The organism is Pseudonocardia sp. DxW (assembly GCF_058448985.1).
Genome location: NZ_JBZFLK010000015.1, coordinates 78,775 through 102,547, shown reverse-complemented (window position 1 = coordinate 102,547; position 23,773 = coordinate 78,775). Strand labels below are relative to the sequence as shown.

The 23,773-nt window shown below is 72.2% G+C and carries 21 protein-coding genes; 12 read left to right on the top strand and 9 right to left on the bottom strand.

Annotated elements, in window-relative coordinates; translation table 11 throughout:
- Positions 1–25: 25 nt before the first annotated feature.
- Both ACVJO7_RS22805 and ACVJO7_RS22800 read left to right on the top strand, forming a co-directional pair.
- Complete coding sequence (locus ACVJO7_RS22805) at positions 26–1,336, top strand: citrate synthase (protein WP_344018314.1); 1,311 nt, start codon at positions 26–28, stop codon at positions 1,334–1,336.
- A 260-nt stretch (positions 1,337–1,596) separates the two neighbouring features.
- Complete coding sequence (locus ACVJO7_RS22800) at positions 1,597–2,988, top strand: cryptochrome/photolyase family protein (protein WP_491674559.1); 1,392 nt, start codon at positions 1,597–1,599, stop codon at positions 2,986–2,988.
- Here ACVJO7_RS22800 and ACVJO7_RS22795 read toward each other — a convergent pair.
- Together ACVJO7_RS22795 and ACVJO7_RS22790 are read right to left on the bottom strand one after the other, a co-directional pair.
- The gene (locus ACVJO7_RS22795; protein ID WP_491674558.1) at positions 2,969–4,159 is read right to left on the bottom strand and encodes an ABC transporter permease; all 1,191 of its coding nucleotides are present in this window, start codon (positions 4,157–4,159) and stop codon (positions 2,969–2,971) included. The two genes, ACVJO7_RS22800 and ACVJO7_RS22795, sit on opposite strands and share 20 nt — an antisense overlap.
- Complete coding sequence (locus tag ACVJO7_RS22790) at positions 4,156–5,061, bottom strand: ABC transporter ATP-binding protein (protein ID WP_491674557.1); 906 nt, start codon at positions 5,059–5,061, stop codon at positions 4,156–4,158. Before ACVJO7_RS22790 ends, ACVJO7_RS22795 begins: the two co-directional genes overlap by 4 nt.
- Before the next feature lie 177 nt (positions 5,062–5,238).
- On the opposite strand from ACVJO7_RS22790, the gene ACVJO7_RS22785 reads away from it, so the two are divergent.
- On the top strand, positions 5,239–6,612 hold the full coding sequence (locus ACVJO7_RS22785) for an MFS transporter (RefSeq protein ID WP_491674556.1): 1,374 nt from the start codon (positions 5,239–5,241) through the stop codon (positions 6,610–6,612).
- Positions 6,613–6,673: 61 nt separating this feature from the next.
- Here the strand turns inward: ACVJO7_RS22785 and ACVJO7_RS22780 are convergent, their stop codons facing one another.
- The 4 genes from ACVJO7_RS22780 to ACVJO7_RS22765 are packed head-to-tail and all read right to left on the bottom strand — an operon-like array spanning position 6,674 to position 10,258.
- Positions 6,674–7,777 (bottom strand): gamma-glutamylcyclotransferase family protein, encoded by a 1,104-nt coding sequence (locus tag ACVJO7_RS22780; protein WP_491674555.1) that lies wholly within the window; start codon positions 7,775–7,777, stop codon positions 6,674–6,676.
- Between the two features lie 48 nt (positions 7,778–7,825).
- The gene (locus ACVJO7_RS22775; RefSeq protein WP_491674554.1) at positions 7,826–8,101 is read right to left on the bottom strand and encodes a hypothetical protein; all 276 of its coding nucleotides are present in this window, start codon (positions 8,099–8,101) and stop codon (positions 7,826–7,828) included.
- On the bottom strand, positions 8,098–8,358 hold the full coding sequence (locus tag ACVJO7_RS22770; RefSeq protein ID WP_491674553.1) for a hypothetical protein: 261 nt from the start codon (positions 8,356–8,358) through the stop codon (positions 8,098–8,100). The genes ACVJO7_RS22775 and ACVJO7_RS22770 overlap by 4 nt, the downstream gene beginning before the upstream one ends.
- 10 nt (positions 8,359–8,368) lie before the next feature.
- Complete coding sequence (locus ACVJO7_RS22765; protein WP_491674552.1) at positions 8,369–10,258, bottom strand: sigma-54-dependent Fis family transcriptional regulator; 1,890 nt, start codon at positions 10,256–10,258, stop codon at positions 8,369–8,371.
- Between the two features lie 463 nt (positions 10,259–10,721).
- Between ACVJO7_RS22765 and ACVJO7_RS22760 the strand changes: the two genes are divergently transcribed.
- From ACVJO7_RS22760 to ACVJO7_RS22735, 6 genes are all read left to right on the top strand, one after another.
- Positions 10,722–12,359, top strand: a complete 1,638-nt coding sequence (locus ACVJO7_RS22760; protein WP_358487093.1) for a ferritin family protein — start codon at positions 10,722–10,724, stop codon at positions 12,357–12,359.
- Positions 12,360–12,571: 212 nt separating this feature from the next.
- A complete protein-coding gene (locus ACVJO7_RS22755) occupies positions 12,572–13,633 on the top strand; it encodes an FAD-binding oxidoreductase (protein WP_491674551.1) in 1,062 nt (353 codons plus the stop codon).
- Positions 13,630–14,838, top strand: coding sequence for a ferritin family protein (locus ACVJO7_RS22750; protein ID WP_491674550.1), 1,209 nt, complete (start codon positions 13,630–13,632; stop codon positions 14,836–14,838). The genes ACVJO7_RS22755 and ACVJO7_RS22750 overlap by 4 nt, the downstream gene beginning before the upstream one ends.
- Positions 14,838–15,200: a propane 2-monooxygenase effector subunit MimD gene (mimD, locus tag ACVJO7_RS22745; RefSeq protein ID WP_344018286.1), complete on the top strand. Its 363-nt coding sequence runs from the start codon at positions 14,838–14,840 to the stop codon at positions 15,198–15,200. Before ACVJO7_RS22750 ends, mimD begins: the two co-directional genes overlap by 1 nt.
- A 164-nt stretch (positions 15,201–15,364) precedes the next feature.
- Entirely contained in the window at positions 15,365–17,053 is a 1,689-nt protein-coding gene (groL, locus tag ACVJO7_RS22740; RefSeq protein ID WP_491674549.1) for a chaperonin GroEL, read from the top strand.
- Between the two features lie 73 nt (positions 17,054–17,126).
- Positions 17,127–18,296 (top strand): amidohydrolase family protein, encoded by a 1,170-nt coding sequence (locus ACVJO7_RS22735; RefSeq protein ID WP_344018282.1) that lies wholly within the window; start codon positions 17,127–17,129, stop codon positions 18,294–18,296.
- A 12-nt stretch (positions 18,297–18,308) separates the two neighbouring features.
- Here ACVJO7_RS22735 and ACVJO7_RS22730 read toward each other — a convergent pair whose 3' ends face one another.
- Positions 18,309–18,839 carry a PadR family transcriptional regulator gene (locus tag ACVJO7_RS22730; RefSeq protein WP_344018280.1) on the bottom strand — a complete coding sequence of 177 codons (531 nt, stop codon included), beginning with the start codon at positions 18,837–18,839 and terminating at the stop codon, positions 18,309–18,311.
- 47 nt (positions 18,840–18,886) lie between these two features.
- Between ACVJO7_RS22730 and ACVJO7_RS22725 the strand changes: the two genes are divergently transcribed.
- The 3 genes from ACVJO7_RS22725 to ACVJO7_RS22715 are packed head-to-tail and all read left to right on the top strand — an operon-like array spanning position 18,887 to position 21,918.
- Positions 18,887–20,296, top strand: a complete 1,410-nt coding sequence (locus ACVJO7_RS22725; protein WP_491674548.1) for a carotenoid oxygenase family protein — start codon at positions 18,887–18,889, stop codon at positions 20,294–20,296.
- Positions 20,297–20,345: 49 nt separating this feature from the next.
- Entirely contained in the window at positions 20,346–20,726 is a 381-nt protein-coding gene (locus ACVJO7_RS22720; protein WP_491674547.1) for a hypothetical protein, read from the top strand.
- Positions 20,727–20,748: 22 nt separating this feature from the next.
- Positions 20,749–21,918, top strand: coding sequence for an MFS transporter (locus ACVJO7_RS22715; protein WP_491674546.1), 1,170 nt, complete (start codon positions 20,749–20,751; stop codon positions 21,916–21,918).
- A gap of 93 nt (positions 21,919–22,011) precedes the next feature.
- Here ACVJO7_RS22715 and ACVJO7_RS22710 read toward each other — a convergent pair whose 3' ends face one another.
- Both ACVJO7_RS22710 and ACVJO7_RS22705 read right to left on the bottom strand, forming a co-directional pair.
- Positions 22,012–22,650: an MBL fold metallo-hydrolase gene (locus ACVJO7_RS22710; RefSeq protein WP_491674545.1), complete on the bottom strand. Its 639-nt coding sequence runs from the start codon at positions 22,648–22,650 to the stop codon at positions 22,012–22,014.
- Positions 22,650–23,738: an S-(hydroxymethyl)mycothiol dehydrogenase gene (locus ACVJO7_RS22705; RefSeq protein WP_491674544.1), complete on the bottom strand. Its 1,089-nt coding sequence runs from the start codon at positions 23,736–23,738 to the stop codon at positions 22,650–22,652. The genes ACVJO7_RS22710 and ACVJO7_RS22705 overlap by 1 nt, the downstream gene beginning before the upstream one ends.
- Positions 23,739–23,773 lie beyond the last annotated feature (35 nt).

Below are 23,773 nucleotides of genomic sequence, written 5' to 3'. Positions count from 1 at the left end.
CCCAGCTGTGAGAGGGAACCTCCACATGTCCGACGAGACCGCCGCCCGCTCCGACTCCGCCGTCCTCAAGCATTCCGGCGGCGAGTTCGAGATGGCGGTGCACACCCCGACGGAGGGGTCGCAGGCCGTCGACGTCAGCAAGCTCCTTGGCAAGACCGGTCTGGTCACCTTCGATCCGGGTTTCACGAGCACCGCCGCCTGTGCCTCGGCGATCACCTACATCGACGGTGACGCCGGCATCCTCCGCTACCGCGGATACCCCATCGACCAGCTGGCGACCAACTCGACGTTCCTCGAGGTCAGCTACCTGCTCATCTACGGCGAGCTGCCGTCCCGGCAGAAGCTGGACGCGTTCACCACCCGGATCAGCAGGCACACCCTGCTGCACGAGGACCTGAAGCGCTTCTTCGAGGGCTTCCCGCGGGACGCGCACCCGATGCCGGTGCTGTCCTCGGCGGTCAGCGCGCTGTCGACGTTCTACCAGGACAGCCTCGACCCGCACGACGAGGAGGCCGTCGAGCTCTCCACGGTCCGGCTGATGGCGAAGGTCTTCACGATCGCCGCCTACGCCTACAAGAAGTCGGTCGGCCAGCCGTTCCTCTACCCGGACAACTCGCTGGGCCTGGTGGAGAACTTCCTGCGGATGACGTTCGGCTTCCCGGCCGAGCCGTACGAGGTCGACCCGGACATGGCCCGGGCGCTGGACACCCTGCTGATCCTGCACGCCGACCACGAGCAGAACTGCTCGACGTCGACGGTGCGGTTGGTCGGCTCCAGCCAGGCGAACCTGTTCGCCTCCATCTCGGCCGGGGTGAACGCGCTGTTCGGCCCGCTGCACGGTGGCGCCAACCAGGCCGTGCTGGAGATGCTGACCCGGATCAAGGACGTCGAGGGCGGCAACGTCGACGACTTCGTGAGCCGGGTGAAGAACAAGGAGCAGGGCGCGAAGCTGATGGGCTTCGGGCACCGGGTCTACAAGAACTACGACCCGCGCGCCAAGATCGTCAAGGAGCAGGCCGAGACGATCCTGAAGAAGCTCGGCGTCAACGACCCGCTGCTCGACATCGCCATGTCGCTGGAGGAGAAGGCGCTCGCCGACGACTACTTCGTCGAGCGCAAGCTCTACCCGAACGTCGACTTCTACACCGGCGTCATCTACCGGGCGATGGGCTTCCCGACCAAGATGTTCACCGTCCTGTTCGCGCTCGGCCGGCTCCCGGGCTGGATCGCGCACTGGCGCGAGATGATGAGCGACCCGCAGAACAAGATCGGCCGCCCGCGCCAGCTGTACACCGGCTCGGCGGAGCGGCTCTACGTCCCGGTCGGCAGCCGCTGACGGCGTAGCGACGCCGCTCGAACGGCCCCGCCGGGTTCCGGCGGGGCGGTTCGCGTGCCCGGGATGAGGTGTGCCGGTCCTTCGGGTCCGAGCCGCGTCCCGCGTCGCACCCCGTGGCTCGCCGAGATGCAGCTCACGGGGCGTGGGTGATCGACAATGCCCGCTCATCCGCATCTCGGTGGGGTGACCGGGTGCGGGATCCGGTGCGACTGTGGTCGTCGCCGCGCGCGGCGGCCGCAGCAGCGCTAGCGTCGACCGGCATGGCGCCGAGCACTGCTGTCGTCTGGTTCCGGCGCGACCTGCGGGTCGCCGACCAGCCCACGTTCCTCGCCGCCGCGGACGCGGCCGATCGCGCGTTGGCGCTGTTCGTGCTCGACCCGGCGCTGCTGGCACCCTCCGGCGCGGCCCGGGTCAACTTCCTGTACGGCTGCCTGCGCGAGCTCGACGAGGCGCTCGGCGGGCGGCTGCTGATCGTCCGGGGCGACCCGGCGGAGGTCGTGCCGCGGGTGGCGGGCGCGGTCGGCGCGACGACGGTGCACGTCGCCGCCGACTTCGGGCCCTACGGCCGCGAGCGGGACGAGCGGGTGGCGACGGCGCTCGCCGACGGCGGCGCCGAGCTGGTGCGCACCGGCTCGCCGTACGCGGTCGCGCCCGGCCGGGTGGAGAAGGGCACCGGCGGGTCGTTCAAGGTGTTCACCCCGTTCAGCCGGGCCTGGGCCGACCACGGCTGGCGGGCCCCGGCCGCCACCGACGCCTCCAGCGTGACCTGGCTGGACCCGGCGGACAAGGACGGCGGGCCGCGCGCGGTCCGTATCCCGGACGACGAACCGTGCGACGCCGAGCTGCCGGAGCCGGGGGAGCGCGCCGCGCTGGCGCGCTGGGCGGAGTTCCTCGACGACGCCGTGCAGCGCTACGGGCCGGACCGCGACGTCCCGGCGAAGGCCGGCACGTCGGGCATGTCGCCGTACCTGAAGTACGGCTGCGTGCACCCGCGCACGCTGCTCGCCGATCTCGGGCGGCGGCGTGGCGACTCGGTGTCGACCTACCGGACCGAGATCGCCTGGCGCGAGTTCTACGCCGACGTGCTGTACCGGCGCCCGGACTCGGCCCGGGGCAACTACGACACCGCCTTCGACCACCTGCCGCTGCGCACCGGCACGGCCGCCGACGCCGACTTCGACCGCTGGCGCGAGGGCCGAACCGGGTTCCCGATCGTCGACGCCGGGATGCGCCAGCTGCGCGCCACCGCCTGGATGCACAACCGGCTGCGGATGGTCGTCGCGTCGTTCCTGCTGAAGGACCTGCACCTGCCGTGGTGGTGGGGCGCCCGGCACTTCATGACGCTGCTGGTGGACGGCGACCTGGCGTCCAACCAGCACGGTTGGCAGTGGACGGCCGGCTCCGGGACGGACGCCTCGCCGTACTTCCGGATCTTCAACCCGATCACCCAGGGGGAGCGCTTCGACCCGGACGGCGACTACGTGCGGCACTGGGTGCCGGAGCTGGCCGGGATCGCCGGGAAGGCGGTGCACCAGCCGTGGAAGCTGCCCGGCGGCATCCCGGACGGCTACCCGGAGCCGATGGTGGACCACCGCGCCGAGCGGCAGGACGCGCTGGACCGCTACGAGCTCGTCAAGAACGCCCGGGGGTGACCCGCAGCGCCTCCCGCCAGGTCACCCGGGCGCCGGTCCGCAGGATCGAGTTCCGGTAGACCCGCGCGGCGAGGGCCACCATCCCGGCCAGCGCCGCCAGCGCGATCAGCAGCGCGACCAGCGGCTCCCACCAGGCGGTCACGCCCAGCGCGGTCCGGGCCGGCATCAGCGTCTGGGAGAAGAACGGCACGAACGACAGCACCGTCGCGACCATGTTCCGCGGGTCGGTCGGCAGGATCGCGACCGCGAGCAGGAACGGCAGCAGCAGCGGCACCGCGATCGGGGCCGTCACCGACTGGAGCTCCTCCTGCCGGGACACCAGCGCGCCGGCCGCCGCGTACAGCGTCGCGAAGAGGAAGAAGCCGACCAGGTACCAGGCGAGGATCGACGGCAGCATCCCGACCAGCAGCGCGGGCACCGCGAGCACGCCGGTGGCGAGCGCGATCGTCGTCCCGATCCCGCCCAGGATCAGCAGCTGCAGCAGGCCGACCAGGCCCAGCCCGAGCACCTTCCCGGCGAGCAGGTGGCCGGGCCGGACGGTGGCGAGCAGCACCTCGACGACCCGGCTGGACTTCTCCTCCACCACGCCCTGCGACACGGCGGCGCCGTAGGCGGTGACCGAGAAGAACAGCAGCAGGGTCACCGCCAGCGCGATGCCGATCCGCTGGCCGCGCTCGTCGTCCACCGGCTCCAGGGTGCGGACGCCGACCGCGGACAGCGCCGTGACCTGCGCCGGATCGGCACCGGCCGCGGTCAGCGCGTCGTTCACCATCCGCTGCTCGACGACCTCGGTCACCAGTGCGCGCAGTCCGGCGCCGACGTCGTCGCGGCCGACGAGCTGGTGGCTGCCCGGCCCGCCGGTGAGCATCGCGTCGGCCTCGCCGGAGCGGACCATCGACTCCCCGGTGGCCCGGTCACCGGCCTCGGTGAGCCGCAGCTGCATGCCCCGCCGGTCGGCGCCGGCCTGCAGGTCCGCCCGCAGCTCGGCGGCCTGCCCCTGCACCACCAGCGACGACTCCGAGGTCTGGCTGCCGACGAACGCGAAGACCGCGCCGTAGCCGCCGAACACGAGCAGCATCAGCAGCAGCCCGACGAGGAAGGTCCGCGAGCGGACCTGGGTGGTGATCTCCCGGCGGGCGACCAGGGCGATCGTGGCGGCCGGTCCGGTCATGCGGCGGCACCGCCGGGGACCCGGTCGGCGACGGCGTCGCGGTACAGCTCGGTCAGCGGCGGCAGGTACGGCCCGAACGCGCGCACCGGCCCGGCGGCCAGCGCGGCGGAGAGCAGCTCCTGGTCGTCGGCGCCGGGGGCGAGCTCGACTCGGGTCCGGTCGCCCGCGCTCTCCAGCACCGTCACGCCGGGCAGCCCGTCCGCCCAGCCGGGCGGCGGCCCGGTCACGTCGTAGCGGTCGCCACCGCCGGAGCGCAGCTCGCGGACCGAGCCGACCGCGACCATCCGGCCGGCGGAGATGATCCCGACCCGGTCGCAGAGCCGCTCCACCAGCTCCAGCTGGTGCGAGGAGAAGATCACCGGGGTGCCGGCCGCCGCCTGCTCGCGCAGCACGTCGCTCATCGTGTCGACGGCGGCCGGGTCCAGCCCGGAGAACGGCTCGTCGAGCACCAGGACGTCCGGGTCGTGCACCAGCGCGGCGCACAGCTGCACCCGCTGCTGGTTGCCCAGCGAGAGCTTCTGGACCTCGTCGCCGCGGCGCCGGGCGAGGCCGAGCCGCCCGGTCCAGTGCTCGGCGGCGGCGACCGCGGCCGCCCGCGGCACGCCGTGCAGCCGGGCCAGGTAGACGAGCTGCTCGACGACCCGCATCTTCGGGTAGAGGCCGCGCTCCTCCGGCAGGTAGCCGATCCGGCGGCGGACCTCCGCGTCCACCGGTGAGCCCTGCCACGACACCGATCCGGCGTCCGCGTCGAGCACGCCGAGCACGATCCGCATCGTGGTGGTCTTGCCGGCGCCGTTGCCGCCGACGAAGCCGAACAGCTCCCCGGGCCGTACCTCGAACGTCACGTCCTGCAGGGCCGTCGCGGTGCCGAACCGCTTGGCGAGCCCGTCGATCGCCAGCACACCGGGGACGCTACACCGGCCGCCCCCGGGCCGGCCGGGCGTGATCGTTGCGCGGAGTAGCAGTTCCGGATTTCGCTCTGTAAGCTCCCGGCCGCGCAATGTCCGAGAATATGTCGATTGTGTAACGAAATATGTCCCCGAGTTGCGGAACGTATTTCGGTATTGGGGGTGTATCGAATGTCCTCGGTTCCGGCCGACCCCGGTCAGCAGGGCACACACGGTGAGGTGGAGCCGTCGATCCTGCGCCGGGCGGTCGCCGCCTCGGCGATCGGAAATGCCACCGAATGGTACGACTACGGCGTCTACGGATACATCGCGGTGATCATCGGTTCGAACTTCTTCCCGGGTGACTACGAGCGGCTGTTCGCGCTCCTCGGGCTCGCCGTGTCGTTCGTGCTGCGCCCGCTCGGCGGGATCGTGTGGGGGCCGCTGGGCGACCGGATCGGCCGGCAGAAGGTCCTCGCGATGACCATCATCCTGATGGGTGTCGCCACCTTCCTGATCGGCATCCTGCCGACCTTCGAGACGATCGGCGTGCTCGCGCCGATCCTGCTGATCCTGCTGCGGGTGGTGCAGGGCTTCTCCACCGGCGGCGAGTACGGCGGCGCCGCGACGTTCATGGCGGAGTACTCCCCGGACCGCAAGCGCGGCTTCTGGGGCAGCTTCCTGGAGTTCGGCACGATGGCCGGCCTCACCCTGGCCGCACTGGTCGTCTTCGGCCTGACCGCCGCGATCGGCGACGACGCGATGACCAGCTGGGGCTGGCGGATCCCGTTCCTGCTGGCGCTGCCACTGGCACTGATCGGGCTCTACATCCGGAGCAAGCTCGAGGACACCCCGGTGTTCCGCGAGCTGGAGGAGAGCGGGCAGGCCGAGACGGCGGCCACCGGGGCGCTCAAGCGCCTGCTGGTCGACTACCGCAAGCCGATCGTCACCCTCTTCGGCCTGGTCATCGCGCTGAACGTGACCAACTACGTGCTGCTCACCTACATGCCGACCTACCTGCAGGGCACGATCGGGATGAACGCCGACGACGCCACCCTGGTCGGCGTGCTCGGCGGCGCGCTGATGATGGTCTTCATCCCGATGGCGGGATCGCTGTCCGACCGGATCGGGCGCAAACCCTGCTGGCTGATCTCGATGACCGGCGTGTTCGTCCTGGCGATCCCGATGTACATGCTGATGGGCGTCAGCTTCGGCTGGGCGGTGGTCGGGTTCACCGTGCTGGGCCTGGTCTACGCGCTGCAGCTGGGCACCATCTCGGCAACGTTCCCGGCGATGTTCCCGACGCACGTCCGGTTCGCCGGGATGGCGATCTCCTACAACGTGGCGACGGCGATCTTCGGCGGCTGGGCGCCGGTCGCCAGCGAGGCGCTCGTGGAGTCCACCGGGGACCTGCTGATCCCGGCCTACTTCATGATGGGCGCCTCGCTCGTCGGGCTGGTCGCGCTCTACTTCGTGATCGAGACGAAGGGGGCGTCGCTGAGCGGCCGGGAGCTGCCGGGGCTCGCCGAACACGAGGCGAAGCAGGCCGCCCGGGCACGCGCCTGAGCTGTCCGTCGGCACCGGGCCGGGCCCGTCCCCGCAGGCCGGGGGCGGGCCCGGCGCCGGTTCAGCGCAGTGCCGCCCAGCCGCCGGGCAGCGGCACGTGCCCGTCCCGGGCGGCCGTCCACAGCCACGCCCAGCAGACGGCGCCGTCGTCGAGCACCACCCGGATCCGCTCGTACTCCGGTCCCTCGTAACCGTCCAGCGCCGGCAGCGCGGTCACCGGATCGGCGAGCTCGACGACGTAGCCGGGCACCCCGGTGCCGCCGTCCAGGCTCAGCGCCGGATAGCCGTGCCCGGTGTCGGCGACGCTGCCGGCCGGCAGGAACGCGGGCCGCGGCAGCACGTGCGGGTCGGCGTGCTCGCGGGCCAGCGGCCAGGCGCGCTGACCGGGCATCAGCGATCCGTAGACGAACACCCGGGACGGCCAGGCGTCCGGCTCGGGCCGGCCGGTCACCGTGCCGGCGTCCAGTCCGTCGGCGCCCGGCTCGCCGGTCAGCGCCGCCGCCCCGGCCTGGCCGAGCTGCGCGCACCGCACCGGGCCGCCGTCGACCAGCAGCGGGCGCCGGTCGGTGCGCGGGTCGCCGGTGGGCCGCTCGGGGGCGACGTAGGCGAAGGGCCGGTCCAGCACCTCCCCGGTCCCGGGGACGGTGACCGAGCCGGTGGCGATCCGGGCCAGCCGGTAGCGGGGCGGCTCGGCGGACCGTCCCTCGACGGCGTCGAGCGCGCTGAACTGCTCCGGTGCGGCCAGCCAGACGACGTGCTCCACCACGGCGCCGGGGACCGCGGCGAGGGTGGCCGGACGCTGGTCGTCCACCACCCGGCGGCCGGCCGACCACACCGCGGCCAGTCCCTCCGCCCGGACCCGCAGCGCGACGACCGGCCCGGTGAGCCCGCGGTGCGCCCGCATCCAGCTGATCTTCGACGGGTTCGCGTTCGATCCGTAGGCCAGCACCGGGACCCGCCCGGCCAGCGGGGCCGCGCCCCGCTCGGCGAGCCACCCGTCGAGGCAGCGACCGGCGACGAGCCGGCCGGACGGCGCGCCGGGATCGGCGGTGACCGGGTGGGTCAGGCCGTCGTCGTGGACGAACGAGACGCCCGGGCGGACGCCGGGATAGGGGGCCGCGGGAAAGGCGGAGTCCGGCCACGGCGACGGGGTGTCCGGTTCCATGCGGAGCGACGGTAGATCAACATCCCGGATCGCGCACCCACCGGGAGGTCAGCCGGTGCGGTCGTCGTCCGCCCGGCGCACCGCCGGATGGAAGCGGCGCAGCAGTGCCGAGGCCGCGGCGCCCAGCCCGAGGACGCCGAGCCAGCCGACCAGGGCGTACGCCCAGGCGGGGGTCCCGGCCGGGGCCAGCGCCACCACCGCGACCAGCACCAGCACGGCCGAGCCGATGCCGACGAGCACCCGCTGCCAGCCGGGCACCTCGTCGGGCAGGCCGAAGATCCGGCCGAGCGCGGAGCCGGTCCCGGACGTGCCGGCCCCGCTCACGAGGCGCGCCCCCGTTCCCGGCCGCGGGCCACGGCCCGCCGGAGCAGCGCCGCGGTCGCCACCATCAGCCCGAACACCACCAGCATCCCGACGAGCGACCGGACCCAGACCGGCGTCCCCGCGGGCAGGGTCAGCGGCACGAAGAACACCCCGACCATCGTGCTGCTGAGCAGGACCATCAGCAGCAGCGGCGGCGGGGTGCCCGCCGGGAACGTCAGCGCCCGCACGAGCGGGTTGCGCCGGGCCGGATCGGACATACCGCGCAGGCTACCCGGAGGCCGACACGCCCTCGGGCATCGCGATCCCGTAGCCGCGGATCTTGCGGTAGATCGTGGCCCGGCTCATCCCGAGCCGCCGGGCCGCCTCGGCCTTGTTGCCGTCGGCGTCGAGCAGCGCGTCGACGATGGCGTCGCACTCGATCGACTCCAGCGGCGTCAGCACCCGGCGGGTCAGCGCCCTGGTCTCCGGCGGCAGGTCCTCGACCCGGATCACCCCGGTGCGGCGGCGGGCGACGACCTTGCGCAGGACCTGGTAGAGCTGGTCGACGTTGCCCGGCCACCGGTTGCGCATCAGCACCCGCAGCGCCTCCGGCGAGCAGGTCAGGTCGGCCCCGCGGGTCAGCCGGGCCAGCAGGTACGGGACGAGCTCGGCGACGTCCTCCACGTGGTGGCGCAGCGGCGGGACCTCGATGGTCCGCGGGAAGGCGCCGAGCAGTGCGGTCAGCTCCGGGCTGTCGGTGCCGCCGTCGGGCGCCGGGCCGCGGGTGGCGACCACCCAGGGGCGCTCGTGGTCGGTGGACTCGCGCTGCGGCTCCAGCGCCTCGGTCAGCGCGGTCGCGGCGGCCGGCGGGAGCGTGTCGACCTCGCGGAGCACCAGCGTGCCGCTGCCGCCGGCCAGTTCGTCGGTGACCTCGGCCAGCCAGCGCGGTGAGAAGTCAGCCGCGTCCAGCACCCGCACGTGCCCGGCGGGGGAGTGCAGGTGGTGGGTGGCCCGGGCCAGGGTGGTCCGGCCCGAACCCGGTTCGCCCTCCAGCACCACCCACTCGTTCTTGCGCAGGTGCCGGTCGACCGACTGGGCGCACTTCGTCCACAGCGCGCCGGAGCCGACCGCGGTGGGCAGGGCGGTGGTGATCGTCGGGTGCGTGGCGCGCGGGCCGGGCACCTCCCGGTGGGTCAGCGTCACCTGCAGCACCCCGCCCGACGAGGCGGTGTCGACCCAGCTCGGCCGGCACTGCACCCGGGCGGTCGCGCCGCTGGGCAGGTCGACGACGAGCTGGCGGCTGCGCCCGGAGCGCAGCGCCTCGGTGGCCCCGGCGAGCAGCGGGACCTGGTCGGCGGGCGCGATGAGCTCGCGGGCCCGGTCGTTCATCATCACCAGGTCGTCGCCGACCGCGAGGACCGCGGTGTTGCCGGCCCGCTGCACCGCGGCGAGGTAGTCGTGCAGCAGGGTCAGCTCGTGCCGGCCGGAGGCGGCCAGCAGCGCCTCCTCGATCCGGCGGGCGGTGGTGGCGGCGGTCGCCATCATCAGTGCGTTGGCCTCATTCCGCCAGCAGGTCAGGTCGACCACGCCGAGGATCTTCCCGGTCACCGGGTGCCGGATCGGTGCCCCGGCGCAGGCCAGGTCCTCCAGGTGCTCGACGAAGTGCTCGTGCCCGAAGACCTCGGTCGGCCGGCGCCCCTCCAGGGCGGTGCCGATCCCGTTGGTGCCGACGTGGCGCTCGGCGTACGAGAAGCCCGGTGCCAGCCACACCCGGTCGAGGTGCTGGCGCAGCGCTGAGTCGCCGGTGCGGCGGTCCAGTACGACGCCGTCGTGGTCGCACAGGATCAGGCTGACCGGCTCGGTGGTGAACTGGTCGGCGAGCTCGGCCACGATCGGCGTCGCGGCCCTGGCCAGCGGCCCGTCGGTCTCGCACTCCAGCTCGGCGAGATCGATCGAGTCGGCCGGGACGTCCATGTCGCGGGACCGGATCCAGGACGCGAGGATCGGGGCGCGGACCGCATCCGGCGACACGGTGTCGCGGTGCAGGAAGGCCTCCCGGGCCGCCGCCACCCGCTCCGCCGTCAGGAGATCCGTCGAGGGGTCGCCGCCGGGGCTGTGCGTGCCGGTCGTCCGCACCGATCCGGTACCGCCCTGCGCACCATCGGGCAGGGATGTCACGGGTGGCCTCCTCGCCCTGCGTCGTGATCGGGAACCACACCCCGCAACCGACGGCTGAGCAGCGGTGACCTGCTCCGGAAGAAGGTGTGACGACGACGGTACGCGCCGTGAGAGCAAGATCACCAGACGTGACCGCTTCGCAGCGTCTCATATTGAGACCTCAGACCGCCTGCCGAGCCGGTGTGATTCGCAGCACGGGATGAACGGCATCGGAGCCGCGGGATCCACTCGCGCCGCCGGAGGCCGCTGGTCCCGCGACCGATCTCCACCCGGGGCACCCGCGCTCGCCCCGTGGTCCGGCGGTCGGGCGAGGCGGACCCGTACGACAGGCGCTCTCTCCGGGGAGGACCCCGGGGACCCGCGGGGCGCATGCACCGGCGACCGCCGCGAACGACGCACGACCGGTTGGACCGAATCCGACCACCACCCACCACCGTGAGGAGACGACGTGAGTCGGCAGAGCTTGGCAAAGGCTCACCAGAAGATCCAGGAGCTGTCCTGGGAGCCGCAGTACCACGAGCCGTACATGAAGTACGGAACCGACTACACCTTCCGGAAGGCCGCGAAGAAGGACCCGCTCAAGCAGGTCCTCCGGTCCTACTTCCCGATGGAGGAGGAGAAGGACCACCGCGTCTACGGCGCCCAGGACGGTGCCATCCGCGGCAACATGTTCCGGCAGGTGCAGGAGCGCTGGCTGGAGTGGCAGAAGCTCTTCCTGTCGATCATCCCGTTGCCGGAGATCTCGGCGGCGCGGTCGATGCCGATGCTGTTCCATGTGGTTCCGAACCCGGAGCTGCACAACGGCCAGGCGATCCAGATGATCGACGAGGTTCGGCACAGCACGATCCAGCAGAACCTCAAGCGCCTGTACATGAACAACTACATCGACCCGGCGGGCTTCAACAACTCGCTGCGGAACTTCCAGTCGGACTACTGCGGCACCATCGGCCGCCAGTTCGCCGAGGGGTTCATCACCGGTGACGCGATCACCGCGGCGTCGATCTACCTGACGATCGTCGCCGAGACCGCGTTCACGAACACCCTGTTCGTGGCGATGCCGGCGGAGGCCGCGGCCAACGGTGACTACCTGTTGCCGACGGTCTTCCACTCGGTGCAGTCCGACGAGTCGCGGCACATCTCCAACGGCTACGCGACCCTGCTGATGGCGCTGTCCGACGAGGACAACCGCCAGCTGCTCGAGCGTGACCTGCGGTACGCCTGGTGGAACAACCACCGGGTGGTCGACGCGGCCATCGGTACCTTCATCGAGTACGGCACGAAGGACCGCCGCAAGGACCGCGAGTCCTACGCGGAGATGTGGCGTCGCTGGATCTACGACGACTACTACCGTTCGTACCTGCTGCCGCTGGAGAAGTACGGCCTCGTCATCCCGCACGACCTGGTCGAGGAGTCCTGGAACCAGATCTGGAACAAGGGCTACGTCCACGAGGTCGCGCAGTTCTTCGCCACCGGCTGGTGCGCCAACTACTGGCGGATCGACGGCATGACGGACACCGACTTCGAGTGGTTCGAGTACAAGTACCCGGGCTGGTACGACCGGTACGGCAAGTGGTGGGAGAACTACAACCGGCTCGCCAAGCCGAACGGTCACCACGCGATCGTCGCCGAGGACGTCGACTACGTGTACCCGCACCGGTGCTGGACCTGCATGGTCCCGTGTCTGGTCCGCGAGGACATGGTCGTCGACAAGGTGGACGGTCAGTGGCGGACGTACTGCCACGAGGTCTGCCGCTGGACCGACGCCGAGGCGTTCCGTCCCGTGTACCAGGGTCGCGAGACCCCGAACATGGGCAAGCTCGTCGGTCACCGTGAGTGGGAGACGCTCTACCACGGCTGGAACTGGGCGGACGTCATCCAGGACATGGGCTTCGTCCGTGACGACGGCAAGACCCTGACCGCCCAGCCGCACCTGGATCTCGACCCGAAGAAGATGTGGACGCTCGACCACATGCGGCGGATGCCGCACCTGGCGAGCCCCAACGTCATCCTCAACGAGATGAGCGACTCCGAGCGCGAAGCGTTCGTGGCGGACTACAACCGCCAGGGGCCGGCCGGTCGCCCCGCGCCCACCGACGCCTGAGCGCGGGTCAGGCGAGGGGGGAGGGATCCCGCTAGTCCATAGCGGGGCCCTCTCTCCGCGGCCCGGCCGGGGGGTCGTCTTCCCCGGCCGGGTCAACCCGGCCGTCCCCTGGTGGGACGGCGGGGTCCTGCGCGTGCTCACTTGTCCGATTCGTCGCTTTTCTCACACCAATGTCGCGGTGTTGTTCACGCAAGAGAGGTGGTCCGTAGACCGTGGGTGACAAACACGTCGTGCGGTTCGAACCGGTCGGTATCGAGATCGAGGTCGACGAGGACCAGAACATCCTGCGCGCGGCCGCCGAGCAGGGTGTCCAGCTCATGCACGGCTGCAAGGAAGGCCAGTGCGCGGCCTGCAAGTCGTTCGTCCTCGAGGGCGAGGACATCGAGTACGACAGCTACTCGACGTTCGCGCTGCCGGACTACGAGAAGGAGGAGGGCTCGACGCTCCTCTGCCGGGCGCACGCGTACGAGGACCTTGTGATCGAACTCCTCAACTACGACGAGGAGATCATCCGGTCCGGGCTGCCACTCACCAAGGGTGCGGTCGAGCTGGTGTCGGTCGAGAGAGTCACCCACGACATGCGGCACCTGACGGTCAAGCTGGTCGAGCCGAGCGAGATCAAGTTCTTCCCGGGGCAGTACATGGACCTGGTCTGCCCCGGCACCGAGGAGAGCCGCTCGTTCTCGATGGCGAACACGCCCAACCGGGACGGCCTGTTCGAGTTCGTGATCAAGGTCTACCCGGGTGGGCTGTTCGGCACCTGGCTCGACGAGACGGCCAAGCCCGGCGACCGGCTCGACGTCGAGGCCCCGTTCGGCACCTTCACCCTGCGGCAGAACCGCAGCTCGCGGCTGATCTTCGTCGGCGGCGGGGCCGGGATGGCTCCCGTGCTGGGCCTGCTCCGCGCGATGGCCGAGGGCGGGGTGGAGCGGCAGGCGACCTTCTACTACGGCGCCCGCACGTCGAAGGACCTCTGCTTCGAGAAGGAGCTCGCCGATCTCGCTCCGCAGCTCACCGACTTCCGTTTCGTGCCGGCGCTGTCCGAACCGGACGGCTCCGACGGCGACTGGGCCGGCGAGACGGGGCTGATCACCGATGTGGTCAGGAAGAACGAGCCCGATCTGAAAGGAGTCGATGCCTACGTCTGCGGTCCGCCACCGATGGTCGACGCGGCCATCGCGACGCTGACCCAACTCGGTGTGAGCGAGGACAACATCTTCTACGACAAGTTCACCACGACCGGTGAGCAAGAAGGCGAGGACGGACTCTCATGACACAGTCCACCACCACGGACGACGCGACGTCCGGTTCGCAGCGCAGCGTTCCCAAGCCTGTCTTCACCGACGCCGAGGCCGGGGCCCGCGAGTTTCCCGACTCGAGTTCGAACGCGCGCCGCTACAACTACTACACCCCGGCGAAGCGCAAGCAGACCGTGTACGAGGACACCACCGTCGAGGTCCAGCCGGACCCGCGGCACTACCTCGCACAGGGCTGGATCTACGGCTTCGCCAACGGCGAGGGCGGCTACCCGCTGCACTGGACCAAGCTGAAGGCGTGGGGCGTCGACGAGCCCGAGCCGCAGCGCGGGATCGGCACCGGCGGCCTGGCCGTCAAGAACTGGCCGGCCCACGGCTGGCACGAGTTCCGTGACCCGAACGAGGAATGGGAGCAGTCCCTCTACCGGTACAACGCGAACGTCGTCCGCCAGCTCACGCAGAACATCGAGAACGCCCGCAACGGCAAGGCGTTCGAGCTCTGGAACACGAACTGGACGCGCTTCGTCGAGCGCAACGTCGGTGCCTGGATGCACATCGAGCACATCCTGGGGCTGTACGTGTTCGCCGCGAACGAGCGGTCCGCGCCGACCAACATGCACAACACGGCGCTCGCCGCGAACTCCACCCGCAAGATCCGGTTCGCCCAGGACCTCGCGCTCTACAACCTGACGCTCTCCGAGGAGATCGACGGGTTCGACGGCCGGGCCCACCTCGACGCGTGGGACAACGCGCCGGAGTGGCAGGGTGCCCGGAGGCTGACCGAGGCCCTGACCGCTGTCCAGGACGACTGGGGCGAGGCCATCTTCGCGACGAACTGCATCTTCGAGCCGCTGGTCGGGGAGCTGTTCCGGTCGAACCTGGTGATGCAGTCCGCCGCCACCAACGGCGACTTCGTCACCCCGACGGTGATGGGGGCCGGCGAGTACGACTACGCGCAGCGGGACCTGCGCTGGTCGATCGCCTGTTTCGCGCCGCTGGTGCGGGACAAGGAGTTCGCCGACCACAACCGGGAGCTGTTCAACGGCTGGCTGCGGACCTACGTGCCGCAGGTGCTGGAGGCGGCCCGGCAGATGCAGCCGATGTGGTCGCAGTCCGACTCGAAGCCGCCGACGTTCGAGGACTCCCTCGACCGTGCCAAGAACCGCTTCGCCGGGATCTGCGCCGATCTCGGTCTCGACGTCCCCGAGGAGCTGAAGCAGTGATGACGAGCACCGACTCGCCGTTCAAGCAGGACAGCACCGCGTCGAACATGTGTGGCTTCACCCTGATGAACAACCAGATCGGCGCCATCATGGCGACCGTCCTGGACCGTCAGGACAACGTCACCGTCCAGCACCTGCCCTCGATGATCCGGGTCGACGGGGTCGGCAAGTTCGAGGTCGACTACGCCGAGATGGACGAGGAGGCCGGCCAGGAAGAGGGCTGGTTCGACGCGGCCGAGTTCGAGGAGAACATGTCGACCCACTACGGGCGCATGGTCCACCTGGACGACAAGACGATCATGTTCGCCAACCCCGAGGACGCCGCCGAGTACATCGACTTCGATCTGAAGCCGGTGGACTGACGCCCTCGCCCTGATGCGCCGCACCGCCCGGGATGACGACCCGGCGCGGAGCCACCACACCCCACGCCCGGCCCGGGCGGTGTGGCGCTGCTCGGTCTCCGAGCACCTGCGTTGATCCGCACCCGCGCACTGGACCAACTCATCCCTCCGGGAGGACTCCCACCATGGCCAAGGAACTCCGCTTCGGCGCCGAGGGCCGGCACCTGCTGCAGGCCGGTGTCGACCAGCTGGCCGAAGCCGTCAAGAGCACGCTCGGCCCCAAGGGCCGCAACGTCATCCTGGAGAAGATCACGGGTTCGCCCGAGGTCACGAACGACGGCGTGACGATCGCCCGCGAGATCCACCTGCGCGACCCGTTCGAGAACATGGGCGCCCAGCTGGTCAAGGAAGCGGCGGTCAAGACCAACGACACCGTCGGCGACGGCACCACCACCGCCACCGTGCTGGCCCAGGCCATCGTCCGGGAGGGCATGCTCGCCATCGAGCGCGGCGGCAACCCGGTGCTGGTCAAGCGCGGTATCGACATCGCGGTCGGCGCGCTGGTGGACCGGCTGCACACGGTGTCGCACCCGGTCGGCACCGAGGAGGACTACGCCCGCGTCGCCGCCATCTCGGCCAACGACGACTGGTCGATCGGCACCGTCGTCGCCAAGGCGCTGCACACCGTCGGCGACGACGGCGTGGTGACCGTGGACGACAACCCGGTGCCCGGCGTCTCGGTCGACTTCGTCGAGGACTTCGAGTTCGACAACGGCTACGTCTCGCCCTACATGGTGACCAACCCGGGCACGCTCGAGGCGGTCGTCGACGACCCGTACATCCTGTTCTCGGCCGGCCGGATCAAGGACGTCCAGGAGATCATGCCGGTGCTGGACCGGATCATGCGCAACGAGCGGCGCCCGCTCGTCGTGATCGCCGAGACGGTCGAGGGCACCGCCCTGCAGATGCTGGTGCACAACCACGTCAACGGGCACTTCCAGGCGGTCGCGATCAAGGCGCCCGGCTTCGGCGAGAAGCGCATCCATCTGCTGGAGGACATGGCCGCGCTGTGCGGCGGCCAGGTGCACTCGAAGAGCTCCTCGTTCTCCCTGGAGCAGATCGACGTCACCCACCTCGGCCGGGCCACCCAGATCCGGGTGACCAGCGAGAACACCACCATCATCGGTGGGCACGGGGACAAGCAGAAGCTGGAGTACCGGCTCTCCCAGCTGCGCGCCGAGCTCGCCAGGGCGACCATCGGCACCGACGAGGACTTCTTCTCGGACCGGATCGCCCGGCTCTCCGGCAAGGCCGCGATCATCTCGGTCGGCGCGCCGACCAACGCCGAGGCCCGCGAGATCCGGCACCGGGTCGACGACTCGCTGCAGGCCACCCGGGCCGCTGTCGCCGAGGGCATCGTCGCGGGCGGTGGCGCCGCGCTGCTGCACGCCGAGCCCGCGCTGGACGAGCTCGACGTGACCGGGGACTACCGGATCGGCGTCGAGATCGTCCGGCACGCGCTCACCGAGCCGGTGCACCTGATCGCCTCCAACGCCGGCTACGACGGCGATGAGGTGGTCAAGCAGGTCGGCGCGCTGGACGCCGACTCCGGGTTCGACGCCCTCGAGGGCCGCTACGGGAACATGGTCGAGATGGGGATCATCGACCCGCTCCGGGTGGTCCGCTCCGCCCTGCAGAACGGTGCGTCGGTGGCCGGCCTGATCCTCACCACCAACTCGCTGGTGGCCGAGGAGGTCACGCCCTGGAACAAGGCGCTGATGACCGAGTTCGGCGAGCTCGACGAGGGCATCCCGCAGCCCAGCCCGGACTCGAGCACGCCGCAGTCGATGGGTCTCGGACCCTCCGTCGGCTGAGTCGCGGACGGTACATCGCAATCCCGGCCCGGCACGCCGAGCGCGTGCCGGGCCGGTCCGTGAGAGTGGAGAGGTGGACCTGGTGGACCGGTGTTGCGGGGGTGCCGGCGTCTCGTTCGTCGTGGACGCCCAGGTCCACGGCTGGGACGGGCGTCCGCACAACCAGGCGGGCCCGGCCGGTGAGCAGTTCGTCGCCGACCTGCACCACCGGCACCGGATGGTCGACCCGTCCCCGCGGCCGCTGTCGGCGGACGCGTTCGGGCTGGTCACCCGGGAGGCGCTGGCCGCGCACGTGCTGTCCGCGGTGGACCGCGCGGTGCTGGTCCCGGCGACCTTCGACGACCTGTTCGTGCTCGGGTTCGCCGCCCCGGCCTGGCACGCCGAGCTCGCCGAGGAGCATCCCGGCCGGCTGGTGCTGGCCGGCGAGCTCGACCCGGCCGACCGGGAGCGGGCCCGCGGCATCGGCGCCCAGGTCACCCGGGGCGGCCTGCGTGCGCTCACGGTGCTGCCGTCGCGGCGGCCGGAGACCGCGGTCTCGCTGCGCGCGTCCTGGCTGCGCCGGACGCTGATCCGGGCCGAGCAGGCCGGGGCCGGCGTCGTCCACATCGGGGTGGCGCCGACCGCGCGGCCGCCGGCCGCCGCCCCGCAGTGGGCGCACGCCGGCGTCGTCGAGGCGGGGGAGGCGGTGCCGCGCCCGCGCTGGCCGTCCTGGGCGGAGCCGGTCCGCGCCGGGTCGGCGCTGCCGGTCCGGGCCCGGACGCCGGGCCCGCTGCCGGCCGGCGCGGTCGACGTCGCCGAGGTGCGGGAGCTGGCCGCGGCGCTGCCCCGGGTCCGGTTCGTGCTGGGCGCGGCCGCCGCGCCGACCGCGGCACTCACCCGGCTGGCCCGGCTGCCGAACGTCTACGTGCTGCTCACCGACCTGCTGATCGCGTTGCGCCGCAACCCGGAACCGGCCGCCGAGGCGCTCGGCGAGCTGCTCGCCGCCTACGGGCCGGACCGCCTGATGTTCGGCAGCGGCTATCCGCTGGTGCGGCCGGCCCGGCTGATCCGGGACCTGATGACCTTCCGCTACCCGGACTCGCTGCGCGGCCGCTATCCCGAGCTGGACGACGAGGTGCTCGAGGCGCTGCTCGGCGGCACCGCCTCCCGGCTCTACCGGCTGGCCGATCCGCGGGTGCCGCAGGCCGGGCGCCGGCGACCGGCCGGGCCGGTCGCGCTCTCCCGATCGCCGCGGGCGCGCTGACCGGGCCGCGCCTCACGCCTCGGCGCGCAGCCGCTCCGCGGCCCACCGGGCCCAGTCGCGGACCGTCTCGTACTGCCGGACGCCGAACTCGGCGGCGAGCTGTCCCATGCCGTCCTCGCCGAGCATGGGGGCGTCGTCGGGGTGCTCGGCGCGGACCGCGCGCAGAACCGCGAGGGAACGTTCGGCGTCCTCGGCGGTCCGGTCGAGCACGGCCAGCGCGTCGTCGCGGGGGAGTGCGGCGATCAGGAACATCCGCAGCACCGGCTCGTTGCGGACCTTGCCCTGCTGCGGCGGGGCGAGCATCCAGCGGCGCAGCTCGGCGCGCCCGTCGTCGGTGAGGGTATAGGTCTTCGCGCCGCGCGCGCCCTCCTCGGTCACCTCGGCGAGCCCCTGCGCGGCGAGCTTGCCGAGCTCGGGATAGACGCTGGTGTGCCCGGCCTGCCAGGCGTAGCGGCCGAGATCGGTGTCGAACACCCGGGCCAGGTCGTAGCCGGTGGCCGGGCGCAGGGCGAGCAGTCCGAGCAGGGCGTGCGGGAGCGACACACCGGGAAGCTTACCTACCGAGAACGACATGTCAGTATTGACATGTCATGTTCGGAACCCTGATGCTCGTCGGCATGACGACGACCGACCGACTCCCGGAGTACCTGCAGGGCCACTTCGCCCCGGTCCCGGACGAGATCACCGTGCACGACCTGCCCGTCACCGGGGCGCTGCCGCCCGAGCTGGACGGCCGCTACCTGCGCAACGGGCCCAATCCGCTGCCGGGCGAGGACCCGGGGCACTGGTTCGCCGGGCACGGGATGCTGCACGGCATCCGGCTCCGCGCGGGGCGCGCCGAGTGGTACCGCAACCGGTGGGTGCGCACCCGGCTGCTCGACGGGCGCCCGCACCTCACCCCGGACGGCGCGCCCGACCTGGCCGCGGTGCCCGCGAACACGCACGTCGTGTCGCACGCGGGCCGGATCCTCGCGCTGGTCGAGGCCGGGCTGCCCTACGAGGTGACGCCGGAGCTGGACACGGTCGGCGCCGTCGACTTCGGCGGGCGGTTGCACACCGCGATGACGGCGCACCCCAAGACCGATCCGGTGACCGGGGACCTGCACTGCTTCGGCTACGGGTTCGTCCCGCCGTACCTGACCTACCACCGGATCTCCGCGGCGGGCGAGCTGGTCGCCAGTGCCGAGGTCGCCGTCGCCGGGCCGACGATGATGCACGACTTCGCGATCACCGACCGGCACGCGGTGTTCCTCGACCTGCCGATGACGTTCCGGATGGCGGACGCGCTCACCGGTGCCATGCCCTACCGGTGGGACGACGGCTACGGCGCGCGGCTGGGCGTCATGCCGCTGGACCGGCCCGGCGAGGTCCGCTGGTTCGGGATCGACCCGTGCTTCGTGTTCCACGTCGGCAACGCGCACACCGACGCCGCCGGCCGGATCGTCGTCGACGGCGCCCGCTACGCCCCGGCCGACGTCGCCGTCATGTGGCCGTCGCTCGGTGACGGCCCGGCCGGGCCCGCCGCGTCGGCGGCCGCCACCGGAACGGCGACCCTGCACCGGTGGACGCTCGACCCGGCGACCGGCTCGGTCACCGAGACCGCGCTGTCCGGGACGGGACTGGAGTTCCCGACCGTCGACGACGCCGTGGTCGGCCGGCCGAACCGCTACACCTACGCCGTCGCGGACACCGGTCCGGCGGGTGCGCCGTACTCCGCCGTGCTCCGGCACGACCGGGCCCGGGACGAGCTGGTCGCGCACGAGCTCGGCCCGGACGTCGTCGCCGGCGAGGCGGTGTTCGTGCCGGTCGCCGGCGCGGACCGCGCCGAGGACGACGGCTGGCTGCTCTCGGTCACCACCACCCGGGACGGCCGGGCGTCCGAGCTGCTGGTGCTCGACGCCCGGGAGTCCGCCGCCGCCCCGGTGGCCCGGGTGACGCTGCCGCGCGGCGTCCCGTCCGGGTTCCACGGGTCCTGGCTCCCCGATGGTGAGCAAGGCTAGGCAAACCTGAGGCGTCGATCTACGATTCCGCCGCGGAACGGAGGCGGACATGGACATCACGCGGCGGCAGCTGCTGGTCGGATCACTGGTCGCGGCGGGCGGGCTGGTGCTCGCCGGGTGCGGCCGGGACGAGGGCGCCGGCGGCGGCGCCGACCCCGCGGCGGCCCCGGGATTCCCGGTCACCCTCGAGCAGACCGACGAGCTGGACCACGACCTGCTGGTGTGGGACCAGCTGTCCTTCACCCCGGGCGGGCGGGCCACCGTGGAAGCCGATCCGCTGGCGTCCCGGCCGGCCGTGTCCCGCGAGGGGCGGACCGTCTTCCTGGAGGGGGCCACCGAGCCGGCGTTCGCCTGGCAGACCGTGCTGAGCCTGCCCGCCGCGCTGGACGGCATCCTCCCGCTGGTGGAGCAGGCGCTGCCGAGGGGCTGATCGCGGCTTGCGAGGGTGGGGCGTGCCCCGCTCCCTGTCCGCGCCCTCGTTCCTGCTGCTGCTGGCCGCGACCGCGCTCGCCTTCGGCGGCTACGCGCTGCTGCTGCCGGTGGTGCCGCTGTGGGTGTCCCGGGGCGGCGCCGGGGCGTTCGGCGCCGGGCTCACCACCGGTGTGCTGATGGCGGTCACCGTCGGCACCCAGCTGCTCGTCCCGGCGATGCTGCGCCGGATCGGGCACCGCGCCGTCCTGGTCACCGGTTCGCTGCTGCTCGGCCTGCCGACCCCGCTGCTGGCGCTGTCCGCGGACCTCGCGCCGGTGCTGGCGATCTCCGCGGTGCGCGGCGTCGGGTTCGGCATGGCGACGGTCGCCGGCAGCGCGCTGGTCGCCGAGCTCGTCGAGCCGTCCGCGCACGGCCGGGCGTCGGCCCGGTACGGCTACGCGATCGGTGTGCCGCAGCTGGCCCTGCTGCCGGCCGGGGTCGCCGTGGTCGACCTGACCGGGTTCACCGGCGTGTTCCTGGCGGCCGGGATCGCGCCGGTGGCCGGGGCACTCGTCGTCGCGTTCGTCCGCGGGCCCCGGCGCGGGCGGCTCGCCGACCGGGCGCCGGCCCGGCCCGCCGCCTCCCGCGGGCTCACCGGGCATCCGCGGGCCCCGCGGCACCGGCTGCCCGCCGCCCCGGTGCTGGCGATGCTGGCCTGCTCCACCGCGCAGGGCGGGGTGATCACCTTCGCGCCGCTCGCCGTCCCCGGCGCGCCGGCGGCCGTCCCCGCCGCGCTGTTCGCGACCGCGCTCGGGGCGCTGCTCGGCCGCGGCTTCGCCGGTGCCCGCACCGACCGCAGCGGACGGCCCGGCGCGCTGCTGCCGGCCGGCACCCTGGTCGCCGGCGCCGGGATGCTCGGGGTGCTGGCCGCGCCGCTCGCCCCGCTGCTGCTGGTCGCCGGCGCGACCGCGGTCGGGATCGGCTTCGGGATCGTGCAGAACGACTCGCTGGTCGCGCTGTTCGCGGCCGCCGGGCCGCTGTACTACGGCCAGGCCAGCGCGGCCTGGAACATCGCCTACGACGCCGGCACCGGCCTCGGCGCGGCCGGGCTCGGCGCGATCGCCGAGCCGTTCGGCTTCGTCGCCGCGTTCGGTGCGGCGGCCGCGCTGCTGCTGGGCGTCACGCCGCTGGTCCGGCGCCGGTCCGGCTGAGGTCGCGCGCCGAGATGCGCACCCGTGTCCGGTGGAGATCCACGATTCGCACCGGGGCGCATCTCGGCGGGGTGGCGCCGGGTCAGGAGCCGGTCAGGATCCGTTGCGGATCCATTCCTCCAGGTGCGGGGCCTCGTCGCCGATCTTCGTCGAGTCGCCGTGCCCGGTCCGGACCTGGGTGTCGCCGGGCAGCGTCAGCAGCGTCGTCCGGATGGACTCGATGATCGTGTCGAAGCTCGAGTACGACCGCCCGGTCGCGCCCGGCCCGCCCTGGAACAGCGTGTCGCCGGTGAAGACGACGCCCAGCTCCGGCGCGTAGAGGCAGGACGAGCCGGGGGAGTGCCCCGGGGTCTGCAGCACCCGCAGGTCGATCCCGCCGGCGGACAGCACCTGGCCGTCGGCCAGCTCCTCGTCCGGCTTGCGGTCCGGCCAGGTCATGTCCCACAGGACGTGCTCGGCCGGGTTGAGCAGGATCGGCGCCGAGAACCGGTCGGCCAGCGCCGGGGCCTGGTTCACGTGGTCGTCGTGCGCGTGCGTGCACACGATCGCCTTGACCCGGCGGTCGCCGACGGCCGCCGCGATCGCGTCGGCGTCGTGCGCGGCGTCGATCACGAAGACCTCGGAGTCGTCACCGACGATCCAGACGTTGTTGTCGACGTCGAAGCTGCCGCCGTCGAGGTTGAACGTCCCGGAGGTGACGACGTGGCCGATCGCGGAGTCGAGGGCGGCCATCAGAGGACCACCACCGAACGCAGCACGTCGCCCGAGTGCATCTTCTCGAACGCCTTCTCGACGCCGTCGATCCCGATCTCCTCGGTCACGAACTTGTCGAGCGGGAACCGGCCCTGCAGGTACAGGTCCACGTATGTCGGGAAGTCCCGGCTGGGCAGGCAGTCGCCGTACCAGGACGACTTGAGCGCGCCGCCGCGGCCGAAGTAGTCGATCAGCGGGATCTCCGGGGCCTGCAGGTCCGGCGTCGGCACCCCGACCAGGACGACGGTGCCGGCCAGGTCGCGGGCGTAGAACGCCTGCTTGTAGGTCTCCGGGCGGCCGACCGCCTCGACGACGACGTCGGCGCCGTTGCCGTCGGTGACGCTCTGGATGAACTCGACCGGGTCGGTCTCCTTGGCGTTCACCGTGTGCGTGGCGCCGAACTCCTGCGCCCAGGCCAGCTTCCGCGGGTCGGTGTCGACGGCGATGATCGTGGTGGCGCCGGCGAGCTTGGCGCCGGCGATGGCGGCGTCGCCGACCCCGCCGCAGCCGATCACCGCGATCGAGTCGCCGCGGCCGATCTGCCCGGTGTTGACGGCGGCGCCCAGCCCGGCCATCACGCCGCAGCCGAGCAGGCCGGCGACCTTGGCCGGCGCCTCCGGGTTCACCTTCGTGCACTGCCCGGCCGCGACCAGGGTCTTCTCGATGAACGCGCCGATGCCCAGCGCCGGGGACAGCTCGGTGCCGTCCTCCAGGGTCATCTTCTGGGTGGCGTTGTGGGTGTCGAAACAGAGATGCGGCTTGCCCTTCTTACAGGCCCGGCACACCCCGCACACGGCCCGCCAGTTCAGCACCACGTAGTCGCCGGGCTCCAGATCGACGACGCCCGCGCCGACCGACTCGACGATCCCGGCGGCCTCGTGGCCGAGCAGGAACGGGAACTCGTCGTTGATACCGCCCTCGCGGTAGTGCAGGTCGGTGTGGCAGACCCCGCAGGCCTGGACCTTCACCACGGCCTCGCCCGGGCCGGGATCGGGGACGTTGATCGTCTCGATGGTGACCGGCTCGCCCTTGGCGCGGGCCACGACGCCACGTACCTGTTGTGTCATACATACCTACTTCCGGTCGTCGTCGACGACGACCG